The organism is Delftia lacustris (assembly GCF_040267515.1).
In the GTDB taxonomy this organism is placed as follows: Bacteria; Pseudomonadota; Gammaproteobacteria; order Burkholderiales; family Burkholderiaceae_C; genus Comamonas; species Comamonas tsuruhatensis.
The window spans coordinates 1,451,803-1,467,576 of record NZ_CP141274.1 but is presented as its reverse complement, the minus strand read 5'-3'; the positions used below and the strand labels follow the sequence as shown (position 1 = coordinate 1,467,576).

Sequence of the window (15,774 nt, the reverse complement as noted above, 5' to 3'; positions counted from 1 at the left end):
ATGCCCCTGCTCGAAGTCTCCGGCCTCACCATCACCTTGCAGACCCCGCGCGGCCGCGCGCGTGCCGTGCAGAACCTGGAATTCATCCTGGAGCGCGGCGCCACGCTGGGCCTGATCGGCGAGTCGGGCTGCGGCAAGTCGCTGACCGCCCTGGCGCTGATGGGCCTGCTGCCGGAGCATGCGCAGGTGGACGGCAGCATCCGGCTCAACGGCCAGGAGCTGCTGGACATGGACGAGCGCGCGCTGTGCCGCCTGCGCGGCAACCGCATGGCCATGGTGTTTCAGGAGCCCATGACGGCCCTCAACCCCGTGCACGGCATCGGCCGCCAGGTGGCCGAGCCGCTGCGCCACCACCAGCGCCTGGGCCGCCAGGCCGCGCGCGAGCGCGCAGTGGCCCTGTTGGAGCGCGTGGGCATTGCCCGCGCAGCCCAGCGCTTTGATGACTATCCGCACCAGTTCTCGGGCGGCCAGCGCCAGCGCATCACCATCGCCATGGCCCTGGCCTGCGGGCCCGACCTGCTGATCGCCGACGAACCTACCACGGCGCTGGACGTGACCGTGCAGCAGCAAATTCTCGATCTGCTGCAGGAACTGGTGGCAGAGCACTCCATGGCCTTGCTGCTGATCTCGCACGATCTGGGAGTGATCGCGCAAAACGTGGAGCAGCTGCAGGTGATGTACGGCGGCACCGTGGTCGAAAGCGGCATGACCGAGGCCATCTTCGCGCGCCGCGCCCATCCCTACACGCGCGGCCTGTTCGCCGCCAGGCCGCAGCTGGAGCCTTCGGGACCAGGCCACCAGCCGCCGGCGCGGTTGCCCACCATTGCCGGCACCGTGCCCGAGCTGGTGGACCTGCCAGCCGGATGCGCCTTCGCGGGCCGCTGCAGCTATACCGAGCCCACCTGCCACAGCGAGCGCCCGCGCGCCCTGGTCCTGGAGCGCCCGCAGCGGCCCACGCCCACTGCCCTGCAGGCCTGGGCACAGCCGCATGTGGTGCGCTGCCTGCGCTCCGAGGCCATTGCGCCGGGCATGCATACGCAGGGCCGCAGCACATGACGGAGCACGACCGCCAGGCACCGGCCGCTGCCGATCCGCCCCTGCTGCAGGTGACGGACCTGGCCCGCAGCTACCGGCTGCCACGCCGCTCGTTGTGGCGCGCGCCGGAGCAGGTGCATGCGCTGCGCGGCGTGGATTTCACGCTGACGGCGGGGCGCAGCCTGGGCGTGGTGGGCGAGTCGGGTTCCGGCAAGTCCACGCTGGCACGCCTGGTCATGGCTCTGGACACGCCCAGCGCCGGCAGCGTGCAGCTGCTGGGCCAGGATCTGCACCGGCTCGGCAACCAGGCACTGCGCATGGCGCGCCGCGATTTCCAGATGGTGTTCCAGGATCCTTACGGTTCGCTGGACCCGCGCATGACGGTGGAACACATCGTCTGCGAGCCCCTGACCGCCCAGCCTGCACCGCCCGAGCGCGCAGCCCGGCGCGACCTGGCCCGCGCCACGCTGGAGCAGGTCGGGCTGCGCGTGCAGGACCTGGACAAGTACCCGCATGAATTCTCGGGCGGCCAGCGCCAGCGCATCGCCATTGCACGCGCCCTGGTCACGCGGCCCCGCCTCATCGTGGCCGATGAGCCCGTGAGCGCCCTCGACGTCTCGGTGCAGGCCCAGGTACTGAACCTGCTGCGCGATCTGCAGCAGCAGCAGCTGGGCCTGTCCTACCTGTTCATCAGCCACGACCTGGCCGTGGTCCAGCACCTGTGCGACGACGCCATCGTGCTGAGCGAAGGCCGCATCGTCGAGCGCGGGGCTCCGCAGCAACTGTTCCACGCCCCGCAGCATCCCTACACCCAGGCCCTGGTACGGGCCGTGCCACGCATCGCCCTGCAGCACCGCGCCTGAAAGCCGAAAGCTGACAACCACCGGCGCGGACTGGGCCCTCATGGCCACGCGCACGTGCGCCCTGGTGTAAAAACACTGCTGCAGGCCGCAGCCAGCGGCCCATGACCCATCTGCAAGAATTTCCGGAGACCTGTTCATGTTCAATCGCCGTTCCCTGCTGGCCAGCTCCGCTGCTGCCGGCCTGCCCCTGCTGATGCCCTGGCCTGCGCTGGCCCAGGGCCGCAAGGACAGTGTCACGCTGGCGATGACGCTGGAGCCGCCGGGGCTGGACCCCACGGCCGGCGCCGCATCGTCCATTGGCGAGATCGTGCTCTACAACCTGTTCGAGACGCTGACCAAGATCAATCCGGACGGCAGCGTCTCCCCGCTGCTGGCCGAAAGCTGGGAGGTCTCGCCCGACCTCAAGACCTACACCTTCCGCCTGCGCAAGGGTGTGAGTTTCCAGAACGGCGAGCCCTGCAACGCCCACAGCGTGAAGTACTCCTTCGACCGCGCGGGCGACGACAAGAGCACCAACAAGGACAAGCGCACCTTCGCCGCCCTGTCCACGCGCGTGGTGGATGACCACACGGTGGTCGTCACCAACAAGGACATCGACCCCGACTTCCTCTTCGTGCTGGGGCAGGCGACCTCCATCATCGTGGAGCCCAAGAGCGCTGCCACCAACGCCACGCGCCCCGTGGGCACGGGCCCCTACCAGCTGGGCAACTGGAACAAGGGCGCCTCGGTCACGCTCACGGCCTGGCCCCGGTACCGCACGGCCCCCGGCCTGCGCATTCGCCGTGCCACCTTCCGCTTCATCTCCGACCCTGCAGCCCAGGTGGCCGCACTGCTGGCCGGCGATGTCGACGCCTTCCCGCGCGTCACGCCGCGCAGCGTGGCCCAGTTCAAGGCCAACGGGCGCTTCCAGGTCGTGGTCAGCGGCTCGCGGGCCAAGACCATCCTGGCCATGAACAACGCGCGCAAGCCCTTGAACGATGCGCGGGTGCGCCGCGCCATCGCCGCCGCCATCGACCGCAAGGCCGTCATCGACGGCGCGGGCGACGGCTACGGCCTGCCCATTGGCAGCTACTACGTGCCCACGGCCTTCGGCTACGTGGACACCACGGGCATCAACCCCTTCGACGTGGAAAAGGCCAAGGCGCTGCTGGCCGAGGCCGGCGTCAAGACGCCGCTGGAGCTGACCATGACCCTGCCGCCCACGCCCTACGCGCGCCAGGGCGGCGAGGTGATTGCCGCGCAGCTGGCCAAGATCGGCATCCGCGCCAAGCTGCAGAACGTCGAATGGGCACAGTGGCTGTCGGGCACCTACACCCTCAAGAACTACGACCTGACGCTGATCTCCCATGTCGAGCCCTTCGACCTGGGCAACTTCGCCAAGCCCGACTACTACTGGGGCTACCAGTCGTCCCAGTTCAACGAGCTGTACGACAAGATCAAGAACGCCTCGCGCCCCGCCGACCGCTCGCGCCTGCTGGGCGATGCGCAGCGCCTGCTGGCCCAGGATTGCGTGCACGCCTTCCTCTACACGCCGCAATGGGTCACCGTGGCCAACAAGAATCTGCGCGGACTGTGGAAGGACATGCCCGTCTTCGTCAACGATCTCTCCGCACTGTCCTGGGCCACCTGAACCGCGCACAGGCTGAGCCACAGGCGACAGGCGCGCCGGTGGCACCGGGCCACACTGCGCCAGATCTGCCGCAAGAACCGCCATCTTCGAGGAAGCCGCGATGACTGGAACGACACAGGCCCTGCACGACCTGCCCGCCCATGCGCTGCTGCGCGCCTACCGGGACCGCAGCCTCTCGCCCGTCGAGGTCATGCACGACCTGCTGGCCCATGTGCAGCGCTGGGAGCCGGCCCTGCACGCCACCTACCTGCTGCGCCCCGAGGCCGCCCTGGCCCGGGCCCGCGAGAGCGAGGCCCGCTGGCTGCGCGGCGAGCCGGCCGGCCTGCTCGACGGCGTTCCCGCCACGGTCAAGGACAACATCGCCACGCGCGGCGATCCCACGCCCGTGGGCACGGCCGCCATGCCGCAGGTCGCGGCCCCGCTGGATGCCCCACCCGCAGCGCGCCTGCGCGAGGCGGGCGCCATCCTTTTCGCCAAGACCACCATGCCCGACTACGGCATGCTGTCGTCCGGCCTGTCCTCGCTGCACGGCAACACCTTCAACCCCTGGGATCCGGACAAGACGCCGGGCGGCTCCAGCGCCGGTGCGGGCGCCGCTGCGGCGGCCGGCTACGGGCCGCTGCACGTGGGCACGGACATCGGCGGCTCCATCCGCCTGCCGGCGGGCTGGTGCGGCATCTTCGGCCTCAAGCCCAGCCTGGGCCGCGTGCCCATAGACCCGCCCTACACCGGCCGCTGCGCAGGTCCCATGACCCGCAGCGTGGCCGACGCCGCGCTGATGATGCAGGTGCTGTCCCTGCCCGATGCACGCGACAGCATGGGCCTGCCGCACCAGGAGATTGCATGGGACAGCTTCGACATGGACCCTGCCCAGGTGCGCGGCCTGCGCATAGGCCTGCTGCTGGATGCCGGCTGCGGCCTGCCCCTGCAGCCCCGCGTGCGCGCCGTGGTGGAGCAGGCTGCGGCTTGGCTGGAATCGGCCGGCGCGCACATCGAGCGCATCGAGCCCTGGCTCACCCGCGACATGCTCGACGGCCTCGACCATTTCTGGCGCATGCGATCGCATGTGGAAATCCAGTCGCTGACGGACGCGCAGCGCCGCGTGATCCTGCCCTTCATCCGCGAATGGGCCGACAGTGCCGCGCCACTGACAGCCACGCAGCTGTTCGTGGCCAGCCAGCAGTCGCACCTTCTGCGCACGGCCACGGTGCGGGCCACGGCGGCCTACGACTACGTGCTGTCCCCCGTGGCGCCGATCACGGCCTTCCCGGCCCACCTGCCCAGCCCCACCAACGACCCGCTGCGGCCGCTGGAGCACATTGCCTTTACCGTGCCCTACAACATGTCCGAACAGCCCGCCGCATCCGTGCCCTGCGGGCATGACGGGCAGCTGCCCATAGGCGTGCAGATCGCAGGCCGCCGGTTCGACGACCTGGGCGTGCTCCGGCTCAGCCGGGTGCTGGAGCAGTTGCGCCCACCCCTGCCCGCCTGGCCACAGCCCGTTCAGTCGGGCCAGGACCGGGCGCAGACTGCATCGGCTACTCCAGCCTGATTCCCGCCTCCTTCACGATGCGCGCCCAGCGCGGCATGTCGCGCGCCATGACGGAGGCCAATTCCTCGGGCGTGCCGCCCACCGGGCGCAGGCCCATGGAGGCCAGGCGGCCGCTGAGTTCGGGCGTGGCCACGATGCGCCGCACCTCCGCCGAGAGCCGGTCCACGATGGGCCGGGGCGTTCCCGCCGCCACGAAGGTGGCGAACCAGCCATTGGCCTCGAAGCCGGCCAGGCCCAGCTCGGCAAACGTGGGCACCTCGGGCAGCGCCGGGTGGCGCTGCATGCCGGTGATGGCCAGGATGCGGATCTTGTCCGACTTCAGGTGCGCATTGGCCGAGGACACATCGATGAAGCCCGACGACAGCTGCCCGCCCAGCACGTCGTTGACCAGCGGCGCCGCGCCCTTGTAGGGAATCAGCGCCAGGTCCAGCCCGGCCCTGGCGCGCAGCAGCTCGCCATGCATGTGCGAGGAGGTGCCGTTGCCGTAGTTGCCGTTGCTGTACTTGCCCGGATGGGCCTTGACCAGGGCGATGAACTCCTGCAGCGTCGTGGCCGGCACGTCGCGCGGCACCACGAACAGGTCCGAGGACAGGGCCACCTGCGATACGGGGGCAAAGTCCTTGAGCACGTCATAGGGCATCCTGGCGTACAGCGCAGGCGACTGGATCATGGCCGTGATCCCCAGCAGCAGCGTGTAGCCGTCTGGCGGCGACTTGGCCACCACGTCGCCGCCGATGATGCCGCTGGAGCCCGGCCGGTTCTCCACCACCACGGGCTGGCCCCAGGCCTGGCTCAGTTGCTGGGCAATGATGCGCCCGATGATGTCGGTGCCACCGCCTGCCGGGTAGGGAATCACCATGCGCAGCGGCTTGGACGGGTAGGCACCGCCTGCCGGCTGTGCAAAGGCGATCGGCGATGCCGTTCCCAGGGCGGCACCCAGTGAGGCGCTGGCAGCGCATGCCAGCGACGCCCGCAGGCAGCCGCGTCGGCTCGATTCCATGGCTTGTCTCCTTGTCCTTCGGTGCTCCGCCCTCGTTGGCGGGGCGGTGTGCCCTGCCGCAGTGGCAGGGTCCATGGACAGTGTGGCCACCAGGCCTTCAGCCACCAATCGCCGATCGTCTCAAAATGATTGGCAAAAAAGATCAGCGGCCGCGATGCTGGGCCTGCCGGTAGGCGCCCGGCGGCAGGCCGGTCCAGCCCTTGAAGGCGCGGTGGAAGGTGCTGGCCTCGGCAAACCCCACGCGCGCGGCGATATCGGCCAGCGTCAGCTCCGGCCGGTTCAGCAGCTCGATGGCCGCGTCGCGGCGCAGGTCGTCCTTGAGAGATTGGAAACCCAGGCCTTCGTCGCGCAAGCGGCGGCGCAGCGTCTGCGGCGTCATGGACAGCGCGGCGCCGACCTGCTCCAGCGAAGGCAGCTCGCCCGCCAGATCGCGGCGCAGCAGGCGGCGGATGCGCTCGCCCAGGCGCGTGCGGTCGCGGTAGCGGATGACCAGGCCCATGGCCGCCTGGTCCAGGAATTCGGCCAGGCTCTCAGGGGTCTGCACCACGGGCAGCTCCAGCCAGCGCGCATCGAACTCCAGCCCCGTGAAGTCGCGGTCGCGCTGCAGCGGCGCCAGGAACAGGCTCTGCGCCTCCGTGCCATACGGCATGCTGGCGCCGGCCGGCGCGCACACGCCCGTCAGCTCTATCCTGCGCGACACCAGCCACGACATGACGCCATAGCCCAGAAAGCAGAAGGACCGCTCGGCATAGGCCAGCGGCGCATCGCGCTCGCGCAGCGACACCATGGCGATGCGGGCCACGCCGTCCACGACCTGCAGCCGGGGCGCGAAGTCGCGCAGCACCAGGCGGTAGAAACGCAGCCCGGCCTGCAATGCCTCGCCCAGCGTGCGGCAGGGCAGCATGGTGCGGCAGGCCTGGGCAAAACTGCCCACGGGCAGCGGATGGCGGCACAGGCCCCACAGCTCGTCGCGGCAGACGCGGCGCAGCACGCGGATCAGCGCCGCGTACTGCGCCTGGGTCACGCGCGACAGCGGCGCATCCAGCAGAGCAGGCGCAATGCCGGCGCGGCGCAGGATGGCTGGCACATCCATGCCATTGCGCTGCACGCCCTGCACGATCTGCAGGACCTGGGCAATGGCAATGGTGTGGGCCGTGGTCTGTGGCATGGGTTGGATGAGGACGCCGCTGCTCATGGCACCAAGGGGCGTGAGCGAAAAAGCATGGAGGGACTGTGCCACGGCCCCGCATTAGTGTGAACAGGCCCTAGCGCTGCACCAGCGCCAGCCGCACCGCCATGCCCAGGAACACCAGCCCGGCCACGCGGTTGAGCCAGTTCTGCGCACGCACGGATCGCTGCAGCAGCACGCCGAACCAGCCCGAGCAGCATGCGATGGCACCGAACACCAGCAGCGCCGCCAGCATGAACACGCAGCCCAGCACCATCACCTGCGTGGCCACGCCGCCGCGCGCGGGGTCCGCGAACTGCGGCAGAAAGGCCAGGAAGAAGATCAGCACCTTGGGGTTGGTGAGGTTCATCACCACGCCACGCCCCACCCAGCGCAGCGCCCGTGCGGGGGTCAGCGGGTCGGCTGCGCCGGCCTGCGGCATCTCGCCCGGCCGGGCCACGGCGCGCAGCGCACCCCAGGCCAGCCAGGCCAGGTAGGCGGCGCCGCACAGCTTGATGGCGGTGAACAGCAGGGGCGACGCAGCCACCAGTGCCGCCAAACCCAGCGCAACCGCCGCCGTATGCACCACCAGCCCCAGGCACAGACCCAGTACCACGCACAGGCCCACGCGCCAGCCGCGCTGGGCCGATTGCATGAGCACGAACAGGTTGTCAGGCCCCGGGCTCAGGCCCAGCAGCACGGCCACGCCGAAAAAGGCCAGCAAGGTTTCAAAGGTGGGCATCGCTTGTCTCTTCCCGATTCGAGTATTTCAGTGCGGCGCAGATCAGGCCTGGGCCGTGACGATCCAGCCTTCCAGCGGGTCCAGGTCGTGCGGCAACCCGTAGAGCGCATCGCCCTGCGCATGGCGGGCCGCAGCCCAGGCGGCCTGCAGCATGCAGATTGCGGCGTCCAGCCGGTCTCCGCTGCCATCCGCCAGCAACTGGTTGCGGGTTTCTTCGGCGTCGATACGCAGGCGCAACGCCAGCGGGTTGTCGCCGCGCTCCAGCGCCGCCAGCAATTGCACGCGCGCCTGATGGCGTTCGGGCGTTTGCCGTGCGGGTTCGTCGCTTTTGTAGCTGAGGCGGCCGATCACGGCGCGCGCCAGCATGCCCGGGTAGGCTTCCAGCGCCACGCGGCGCGCATCGCCTTTGCCGGGAGGCTGCAGGCCCGGCAGGTGCACGCCGGCCGCGCGCAGCAAGGGCAGCCCGGCATGCAGCATGTAGGCCACGGGCGGGTTCACCCATTTCATGGAAGGGCTGGCACCGGCAGGCCCGTCCGTGGCCCGGTGCGCGAACTTTCCGCCTGCGGGCCGCGCCGCGCAAAAGGCCTTGAACTGCTCGCGTATGGCCTGGCGCGTGAGGCCGGCGTAGTGGTCCATGCAGGCCGCCCATTCCGTGGGCCAGCACAGCTGCTCCACCAGTTCGCGCGGCAGGGCAAAAGGCAGGTCGAAACCGCCCACCCAGGCTGACTGCGCCGAATCGGCAGGCCGGGCCAGCCAGGCGGCCCAGGCGTCCAGCGAGGCGAACTCCAGCAAATCCTGCAGGACCACCGTGTCCCCAGCCAGCAGGCGGCCCAGGGCCATGGTGATGGGCTTGCGCGCCGTAGGTCGGCTGCTGAAATCGCAGCCCAGTACCCGCATTGCCGCCATGGTGCTCAGCCCAGGCCCAGCGCCGTCACACCGACGGCAATGCACACGGCGCCCGCAATGCGTGCCAGGCGATCGCCTTCGCGCAGCATGTGCCCGCCGATCAGCGCCGCGAACAGCATGGAGACTTCGCGCGCAGGCGCCACGTGCGACATGGGCGCATCCTGCATGGCGTAGAGCACGAGCACGTAGGCGATGGGGCTGATCAGCGCCACCAGGGCCGCGAAGCGCCACTGCGCGCGCCACAGATGCCGGGCCGTGGGCAGGTCGCGCAGCACCACGGGCGCCAGCAGGAACACGCGCACGAAGTTGCCCATGTAGTCGATGAGGATGGGCGACATCAGCAGCAGCTTCACGCCATAGCCGTCCACCACGGTGTAGCTGGCGATGAAGGCGCCCGTCAGCAGGCCGTACCACAGGCCCATCCTGAGCCGTTCGCGGGCTTCGGGATCATGGCGCGCGCGCAGCAGGCCGGGGCCTCCCGCGATCAGGAAGACGCCGACCACCACGCCGGCAATGCCCAGCACGCCCAACGAGGAAATCCGCTCACCCAGAAAGAGGATGGCCACCATGGACGACAGCAGCGGCCCCGAGCCGCGCGCCAGCGGATAGACCACGGTGAGGTCCGCGCTGCGGTAGCCGCGCAGCAAGGTCACGTAGTAGGCCACGTGCAGCAGGCCGCTGGCCAGCACCACCAGCCATTCGCTGCGCCCCCATGTCGGCACCACATCGCGCCCCACCCACCAGCCCAGCGGCGCCCAGATCACCATCATGATGACCGAGGTGAAGAAGGCAAAGCGCGAATCACCGCCCGCCTTCTTGGCCACGATGTTCCAGCCGGCATGGATGAGGCCGGCAATGATGATCAGGGCAAAGGCTTGCAGCGACATGGGCAGGTCCGGGGAAAGCGGGGCGGGGCGCGGGAAAGAAAAAAGGCCGCGCACTGCGCAGCCTGGGGTGTTGTGTGAGGCGTCCGGGGACGCCACCCCGGGGATTTACTTGCGGCTGGACACCAGCGAGAGGAACTCGCGGCGCAGTTCCGGGTTGGTGAGGAAGGCGCCGCGCATGACGGAGTTCAGCATCTTGCTGTCCATCTCGCGCACACCGCGCCAGGACATGCAAAAGTGCGAAGCCTCCATGACCACGGCCAGGCCGTCGGGGCGGGTCTTGTCGAGGATCAGGTCGGCCAGCTGGATGATGGCCTCTTCCTGGATCTGGGGACGGCCCATGATCCAGTCCACCAGCCGCGCGTACTTCGACAGGCCGATGACATTGGTGTTCTTGTTGGGCAGCACGCCGATCCAGATCTTGCCGATCACCGGGCACAGATGGTGGCTGCAGGCGCTGCGCACCGTGATCGGGCCGACGATCATCAGCTCGTTGAGGTGCTCAGCGTTGGGGAATTCGGTGATGGCGGGCTGCGCCACATAGCGGCCCCGGAACACCTCGTTGACATACATCTTGGCCACGCGGCGCGCCGTGGCGCGCGTGTTGTGGTCGTGCGTGGTGTCGATGACCATGCTGTCGAGCACGCCCTGCATCTTTTCCTGGACTTCGTCGAGCAGCTGCTCGAGTTCACCGGGCTCGATGAATTCGGAGATGTTGTCGTTCGCATGAAAGCGCTTTTGCGCCTGCTTCAGTCGTTCGCGGATCTTGACCGAGACGGGGGTGCCCTCGGCCTGGCTGTCTTGTTTCATGTCGACGAGTTCTCTGAACATGGCTGGCATGGTAACAGCGAAACCCGCAGCATGGCACGCAAGGGATTTTCCACCCAAACGCAGGTTCTGCCCGCCCCGAAAGCTATCAATTCAATAGCAAAAGAGTGGCGTGTGTCAGAGCGGCCAGGGCTAGAGGCGGAATTCCGCAATCAGCGGCAGATGGTCCGACATGCGCCACCAGATACGCCCCTTGGGCACATGCAGGCCCAGCGGCGTGAGGCCGCGCACATAGACATGGTCCAGCTGGGCCAGCGGCAGGCGCGAGGGATAGGTGGGCACGCTGGGCAATTCGTCGTATTCGTACAGGCCGAAACCGCCCAGCATGCGCTTGATCTGGCCACCCCAGTCGTTGAAGTCGCCAGCCACCACCACGGGCGCGCCGGGCGGCACCTCTCGCTCGATGAAGCGCTTGAGCTGGGAGACCTGGCGCACGCGGCTGCCGGGGATCAGCCCCAGGTGCACCACGATGGTGTGCACGCGCCGGTTCTGCACTTCCACCTCCACATGCAGCAGGCCACGCTGCTCGAAGCGGTGGTCGGAGATGTCCTCGTGCTGGTGGCCCACCACGGGCCAGCGGGTCAGCAGCGCGTTGCCGTGCTCGCCGTGGCGGGTGTAGGCGTTGGTGCGGTAGACGGCCTCATAGCCCAGGGGAGCCAGATACTCCGCCTGCGAGACCTGGGGCCAGCGCTCGAAGTACGCGGCCTCCTTGTGGTTCATCTTGCGCACTTCCTGCAGGCAGACGATGTCGGCATCGAGCTGCTCCACGGCGTGGCCCAGGTTGTGGATTTCAAGGCGGCGCGCGGGACCCATGCCCTGCACGCCCTTGTGGATGTTGTAGGTCGCGACGCGCAGTATCGACGGGCCGGGGTCCACCTGATGGGAATTCGCGTTTTCAGTCATGGCGGTTCGGGAACGCAGGTGAGGGGTTCAGTCCGGCTTCGTTGGGGAAAAACGTGGAAGCAGCAAGATGGCCTCCGCATTGGACGGTGAATAGCAGCGCTGGGCAGCCTCACGCCAATGATGCCAAGCAGATGCGGTATGTTCCCTCGGATTCAAGAACACAGGGGTGTAGGACGGAATCCGCAGCCCGAAAACCCTCTCGCGGTTGTGCCATACACCGGGCGCATAGCGGTGCTGCCAGGCAGGGTAGATGGTGTAGATGTTCTCCAGCGCCCAGTCCTGCAGCAGGCAGCCGGGCGCCTCGGCATCGATGCCGGTTTCTTCCCGCACCTCGCGCACCGCGGTCTCGCGCCAGGACTCGCCCTCATGGTCCTTGCTGCCCGTCACCGACTGCCAGAACTCCCCGCCCTCAGGCGCCGGTGCCGTGCGACGCATCAGCAGCACCTGCCCGTCATCACGGTGGATGACGACCAGCACCGACTCGGGGATCTTGTGGCCGGCCATGGCTGGCCTCAGCTCCTGCCCTGCCCGGCCTTGGTGGCCACCGGCGGTGGCAGCTCCTTGGCCTGCAGCGCGCGCACCTGGAAGACCAGCTGGTTGTGCGCATCCAGAAAGGCAGCGGCGATGACCTTGCCCTCGTTGGTATTGCTCCAGCCCGCGCCCGCCGCGCCCAGGCGGCCCAGCACCATGCCGCCCACGCCCAGATCGGTGGTGCGGGCTGCGCCCGTGGCAGCGGCCACCTGCTCGGTGGTTTCGTTGTCCGACAGCAGCAGCGCGGTCTGCGCCTCCTTGAACTTGACCTGCTCGACCAGGCCGGCCAGCCCTGCAATGTCTCGCAGCACCGGGATCATGGCGACCAGGCCGGCCAGCCCGCGGCCCGCGTCCTGCTCGCTGAAGGTCAGGCTGGGCGTCAGCGTGTACTGGGCCTCGTAGCCCCGGCCCTTGCGCACCGTGGAGTTCTCGCGCAGCACGCCGGCATTCTTCAGGTCCTGCTCCTGCACCGTGCCGCGCAGGCCCGCTCCCCGGTCCACCACGCGAAAGCAGCCGCTTTGCTGGGCCAGCAGCTTGACCAGCGGAACGGGCGAGGCCGGCAGCTGATAGCCCGAGCCCATGACGTAGCCGTTGGGATTCTCGGCCAGGGCCAGCGTGGCCACGGGCGCATCGCAGCGCACGAGTTCGCGCGACCCGTTGTTCGCCCCCAGCGGCCCGGCAGAGCCCGTGATCTCCGAACCGCCCTGCCCCAGCTCGGTCTTCTTCTCGCCGCAACCGGACAGGCCCAGCCCTGCCGACACCGCCAACGCCAGCGCCACCGATGCAATGCCTTGAAAACGCATGAAAGCTCTCCGCAAAAAGAAAAACGGCAGAAGCTGCGCCAGCTCCTGCCGTTCCTGTCAAGCCGTGAAGCCTGCTCCTCAGCCCTGCGTGGCCGCCAGCGGATTGCGCAGGCGGATGTGCAGCTCGCGCAGCTGCTTTTCGTCCACGGGCGAAGGTGCCTGCGTCAGCAGGTCCTGGGCGCGCTGGGTCTTGGGGAAGGCGATCACGTCGCGGATGGAGTCGGCGCCCGTCATCAGCGTGATCAGGCGGTCCAGGCCGAAGGCCAGGCCGCCGTGCGGGGGGGCGCCGTACTGCAGCGCGTCCAGCAGGTAGCCGAACTTGGCGCGAGCGTCTTCGGGCGAGATCTTGAGCGCGTCAAACACCTTGCTCTGCACGTCGGCGCGGTGGATACGCACCGAGCCGCCGCCCAGCTCCCAGCCGTTCAGGACCATGTCGTAGGCCTTGGCCAGGCAGTTGCCCGGATCGGTGACCATGAGTTCCTCGTGGCCATCCTTGGGCGAGGTGAACGGGTGGTGCACGGCCGCCCAGCGGTCGTTTTCCTCGTCGTGCTCGAACATGGGGAAGTCCACCACCCACAGCGGCGCCCAGCGGTCCTCGAACAGGCCGTTGGCCTTGCCGAAATCGCTGTGGCCCACCTTCAGGCGCAGCGCGCCGATGGAGTCGTTGACGATCTTTTCCTTGTCGGCGCCGAAGAAGATGAGGTCGCCGTCCTGTGCGCCCGTGCGCTTGAGGATTTCGGCAAGGGCCGCGTCATGCAGGTTCTTGACGATGGGCGACTGCAGGCCATCGCGGCCCTTGGCCACTTCGTTGACCTTGATCCAGGCCAGGCCCTTGGCGCCGTAGATCTTGACGAATTCGGTGTACTGGTCGATCTCGCCGCGCGAGATCTGCGAGCCGCCGGGCACGCGCAGTGCCACCACGCGGCCGCCCTTGGTCGTGGCGGGCGTGGAGAACACCTTGAAGTCCACGTCCTTCATGACCTCGGTCAGTTCGGTGAACTCGAGCTTGACGCGCAGGTCGGGCTTGTCCGAGCCGAAGCGGAAGGCCGCTTCCTGGTACGTCATCATCGGGAACTCGCCCAGATCCACGTTCAGCTGGGTCTTGAAGACCTCGGTGATCATGCGCTGGAAGATGGCGCGGATTTCCTCTTCGCCCAGGAACGAGGTCTCGCAGTCGATCTGCGTGAACTCGGGCTGGCGGTCGGCGCGCAGGTCTTCGTCGCGGAAGCACTTGGTGATCTGGTAGTAGCGGTCGTAGCCGGCCACCATCAGCATCTGCTTGTACAGCTGGGGCGACTGCGGAAGGGCGAAGAACTCGCCGTCGTGCACGCGGCTGGGCACCAGGTAGTCGCGCGCGCCTTCGGGCGTGCTCTTGCCCAGCATGGGCGTTTCGATATCGATGAAGCCTTCCTTGTCCAGGAAGTTGCGCACCTGGATGGCCGTGCGGTAGCGCAGCATCATGTTGCGCTGCATGTAGGGGCGGCGCAGGTCCAGTACGCGGTTGGTCAGGCGCACGGTCTCGGACAGGTTCTCGTCGTCCAGCTGGAACGGCGGGGTGACCGAGGCGTTGAGCACGTTCAGCTCATGGCACAGCACTTCGATCTGGCCGCTCTTGAGCTTGTCGTTGGTCGTGCCTTCGGGACGTGCGCGCACCAGGCCCTTGACCTGCACGCAGAACTCGTTGCGCAGGCCTTCGGCGGTCTTGAACATCTCGGCGCGATCGGGATCGCAGACCACCTGCACATAGCCTTCGCGGTCGCGCAGGTCGATGAAGATCACACCGCCATGGTCGCGGCGACGGTTCACCCAGCCGCACAGGGTAACGGTTTCGCCCATCAGGGCTTCGGTCACGAGACCGCAGTAGTGGGAGCGCATGGCCATGATGAAAAGCTTCCTGCGCCCGGCAAGGGCGCGACAGTTTGTTATTTGGGTTCCGCGGGCACTGCGAGATCCGGTGGAGTCACCACGCCCATGGAAACAATGTACTTGAGCGCGGCATCCACGCTCATTTCCAGTTCGATGCAATCGCTCTTGCGAACGATGACGAAATAGCCGCCCGTCGGGTTGGGCGTGGTCGGCACGAAGACGCTCAGGTATTCGTCGCGCAGGTAGGCGGCAACCTCCCCGCTGGGCGAGCCGGTGACGAAGGCCACGGTCCAGACGCCTTCACGAGGCCACTGCACCAGCACGGCGGTGCGAAACGCATTGCCGCTGTCCGAGAACACGGTATCGGATACCTGCTTGACGCTGGAATAGATGGAGCGCACCACAGGAATGCGGCTGACCACCGCATCGCCCCAGGACACGAGCTTGCGGCCGATGAAGTTGCTGGCCGCCGCACCGACCACGAGCAGGATCAGCAGCGTCAGCACGACACCGAAGCCGGGGATATGGAAGCCCAGCAACCGATCCGGATGCCAGGCCTCGGGCAGGATGGTCAGCGTCTGGTCGAGCGTGCCGATGATCCAGTTGAGCACGCCCAGCGTGATCACCAGCGGAACGATCACCAGCAGGCCGGCGAACAGCCATTTGCGCAGAGCGGACATGAAATGCAAGCCTTGATCAATGGGCCGTTGCAGGCGCGGAGGCAGATGCAGGGGCCGCAGCGGGCGCGGACGCAGTTGCCGCTGGTGCGGCAGAAGTATCCGAGGCAGGAGCATCGGCTGCGGGAGCCGGTGCGGCGGCGCTCTTGCCACCGCTGTTCTTGAAGTCGGTCGCATACCAGCCCGAGCCCTTGAGCTGGAAGCCGGCAGCTGTCAGCTGCTTGGAGAAGGTCTCGGCCCCGCAGGCCGGACAGGTCGTCAGCGGGGCATCCGAGATTTTCCGCAGCACGTCCTTGGCATGACCGCAGGAGCCACACTTGTATGCATAAATAGGCATGGCGCTAATGCTAATACGAGGGAAGATGCAAAACTTTCGATTATAGGCA

16 protein-coding genes are annotated in these 15,774 nt (G+C 68.0%); 4 read left to right on the top strand and 12 right to left on the bottom strand.

What is annotated here, in order from left to right; all coding sequences use genetic code 11:
• The 4 genes from U6958_RS08115 (at position 1) to U6958_RS08100 (ending at position 5,080) form a co-directional block, all read left to right on the top strand.
• On the top strand, positions 1 to 1,056 hold the full coding sequence (locus tag U6958_RS08115; protein ID WP_074921104.1) for an ABC transporter ATP-binding protein: 1,056 nt from the start codon (positions 1 to 3) through the stop codon (positions 1,054 to 1,056).
• Positions 1,053 to 1,898, top strand: a complete 846-nt coding sequence (locus tag U6958_RS08110; RefSeq protein WP_074921105.1) for an ATP-binding cassette domain-containing protein — start codon at positions 1,053 to 1,055, stop codon at positions 1,896 to 1,898. The genes U6958_RS08115 and U6958_RS08110 overlap by 4 nt, the downstream gene beginning before the upstream one ends.
• A gap of 136 nt (positions 1,899 to 2,034) precedes the next feature.
• Positions 2,035 to 3,528 (top strand): ABC transporter substrate-binding protein, encoded by a 1,494-nt coding sequence (locus tag U6958_RS08105; protein WP_034364072.1) that lies wholly within the window; start codon positions 2,035 to 2,037, stop codon positions 3,526 to 3,528.
• Between the two features lie 100 nt (positions 3,529 to 3,628).
• Positions 3,629 to 5,080: an amidase gene (locus U6958_RS08100; protein WP_074921106.1), complete on the top strand. Its 1,452-nt coding sequence runs from the start codon at positions 3,629 to 3,631 to the stop codon at positions 5,078 to 5,080.
• Here U6958_RS08100 and U6958_RS08095 read toward each other — a convergent pair.
• The 12 genes from U6958_RS08095 to U6958_RS08040 all read right to left on the bottom strand — a co-directional run bounded on the left by U6958_RS08095 (position 5,067) and on the right by U6958_RS08040 (position 15,725).
• Positions 5,067 to 6,080 (bottom strand): tripartite tricarboxylate transporter substrate binding protein, encoded by a 1,014-nt coding sequence (locus tag U6958_RS08095; RefSeq protein ID WP_074921107.1) that lies wholly within the window; start codon positions 6,078 to 6,080, stop codon positions 5,067 to 5,069. The two genes, U6958_RS08100 and U6958_RS08095, sit on opposite strands and share 14 nt — an antisense overlap.
• Before the next feature lie 142 nt (positions 6,081 to 6,222).
• Entirely contained in the window at positions 6,223 to 7,248 is a 1,026-nt protein-coding gene (locus U6958_RS08090) for an AraC family transcriptional regulator (protein WP_244160457.1), read from the bottom strand.
• 97 nt (positions 7,249 to 7,345) lie between these two features.
• Positions 7,346 to 7,990 (bottom strand): LysE family translocator, encoded by a 645-nt coding sequence (locus tag U6958_RS08085; RefSeq protein ID WP_016445686.1) that lies wholly within the window; start codon positions 7,988 to 7,990, stop codon positions 7,346 to 7,348.
• A 42-nt stretch (positions 7,991 to 8,032) separates the two neighbouring features.
• Entirely contained in the window at positions 8,033 to 8,887 is an 855-nt protein-coding gene (locus tag U6958_RS08080; protein ID WP_034347629.1) for a DUF429 domain-containing protein, read from the bottom strand.
• A gap of 14 nt (positions 8,888 to 8,901) precedes the next feature.
• Entirely contained in the window at positions 8,902 to 9,783 is an 882-nt protein-coding gene (locus U6958_RS08075; protein WP_017406293.1) for an EamA family transporter, read from the bottom strand.
• Positions 9,784 to 9,888: 105 nt separating this feature from the next.
• Positions 9,889 to 10,611, bottom strand: a complete 723-nt coding sequence (gene folE, locus U6958_RS08070) for a GTP cyclohydrolase I (protein ID WP_016445683.1) — start codon at positions 10,609 to 10,611, stop codon at positions 9,889 to 9,891.
• 129 nt (positions 10,612 to 10,740) lie between these two features.
• Positions 10,741 to 11,511 carry an endonuclease/exonuclease/phosphatase family protein gene (locus tag U6958_RS08065; protein ID WP_016445682.1) on the bottom strand — a complete coding sequence of 257 codons (771 nt, stop codon included), beginning with the start codon at positions 11,509 to 11,511 and terminating at the stop codon, positions 10,741 to 10,743.
• Positions 11,512 to 11,538: 27 nt separating this feature from the next.
• Positions 11,539 to 12,015 (bottom strand): dihydroneopterin triphosphate diphosphatase, encoded by a 477-nt coding sequence (gene nudB, locus U6958_RS08060; RefSeq protein ID WP_047468134.1) that lies wholly within the window; start codon positions 12,013 to 12,015, stop codon positions 11,539 to 11,541.
• 8 nt (positions 12,016 to 12,023) lie between these two features.
• Positions 12,024 to 12,845: a CsgG/HfaB family protein gene (locus U6958_RS08055; RefSeq protein WP_074921109.1), complete on the bottom strand. Its 822-nt coding sequence runs from the start codon at positions 12,843 to 12,845 to the stop codon at positions 12,024 to 12,026.
• Positions 12,846 to 12,923: 78 nt separating this feature from the next.
• Positions 12,924 to 14,726 carry an aspartate--tRNA ligase gene (gene aspS, locus U6958_RS08050; RefSeq protein ID WP_016445679.1) on the bottom strand — a complete coding sequence of 601 codons (1,803 nt, stop codon included), beginning with the start codon at positions 14,724 to 14,726 and terminating at the stop codon, positions 12,924 to 12,926.
• Positions 14,727 to 14,767: 41 nt separating this feature from the next.
• Positions 14,768 to 15,391: a DUF502 domain-containing protein gene (locus tag U6958_RS08045; RefSeq protein ID WP_016445678.1), complete on the bottom strand. Its 624-nt coding sequence runs from the start codon at positions 15,389 to 15,391 to the stop codon at positions 14,768 to 14,770.
• A gap of 16 nt (positions 15,392 to 15,407) precedes the next feature.
• Positions 15,408 to 15,725, bottom strand: coding sequence for an FmdB family zinc ribbon protein (locus U6958_RS08040; protein ID WP_016445677.1), 318 nt, complete (start codon positions 15,723 to 15,725; stop codon positions 15,408 to 15,410).
• Between the last annotated feature and the right edge of the window lie 49 nt (positions 15,726 to 15,774).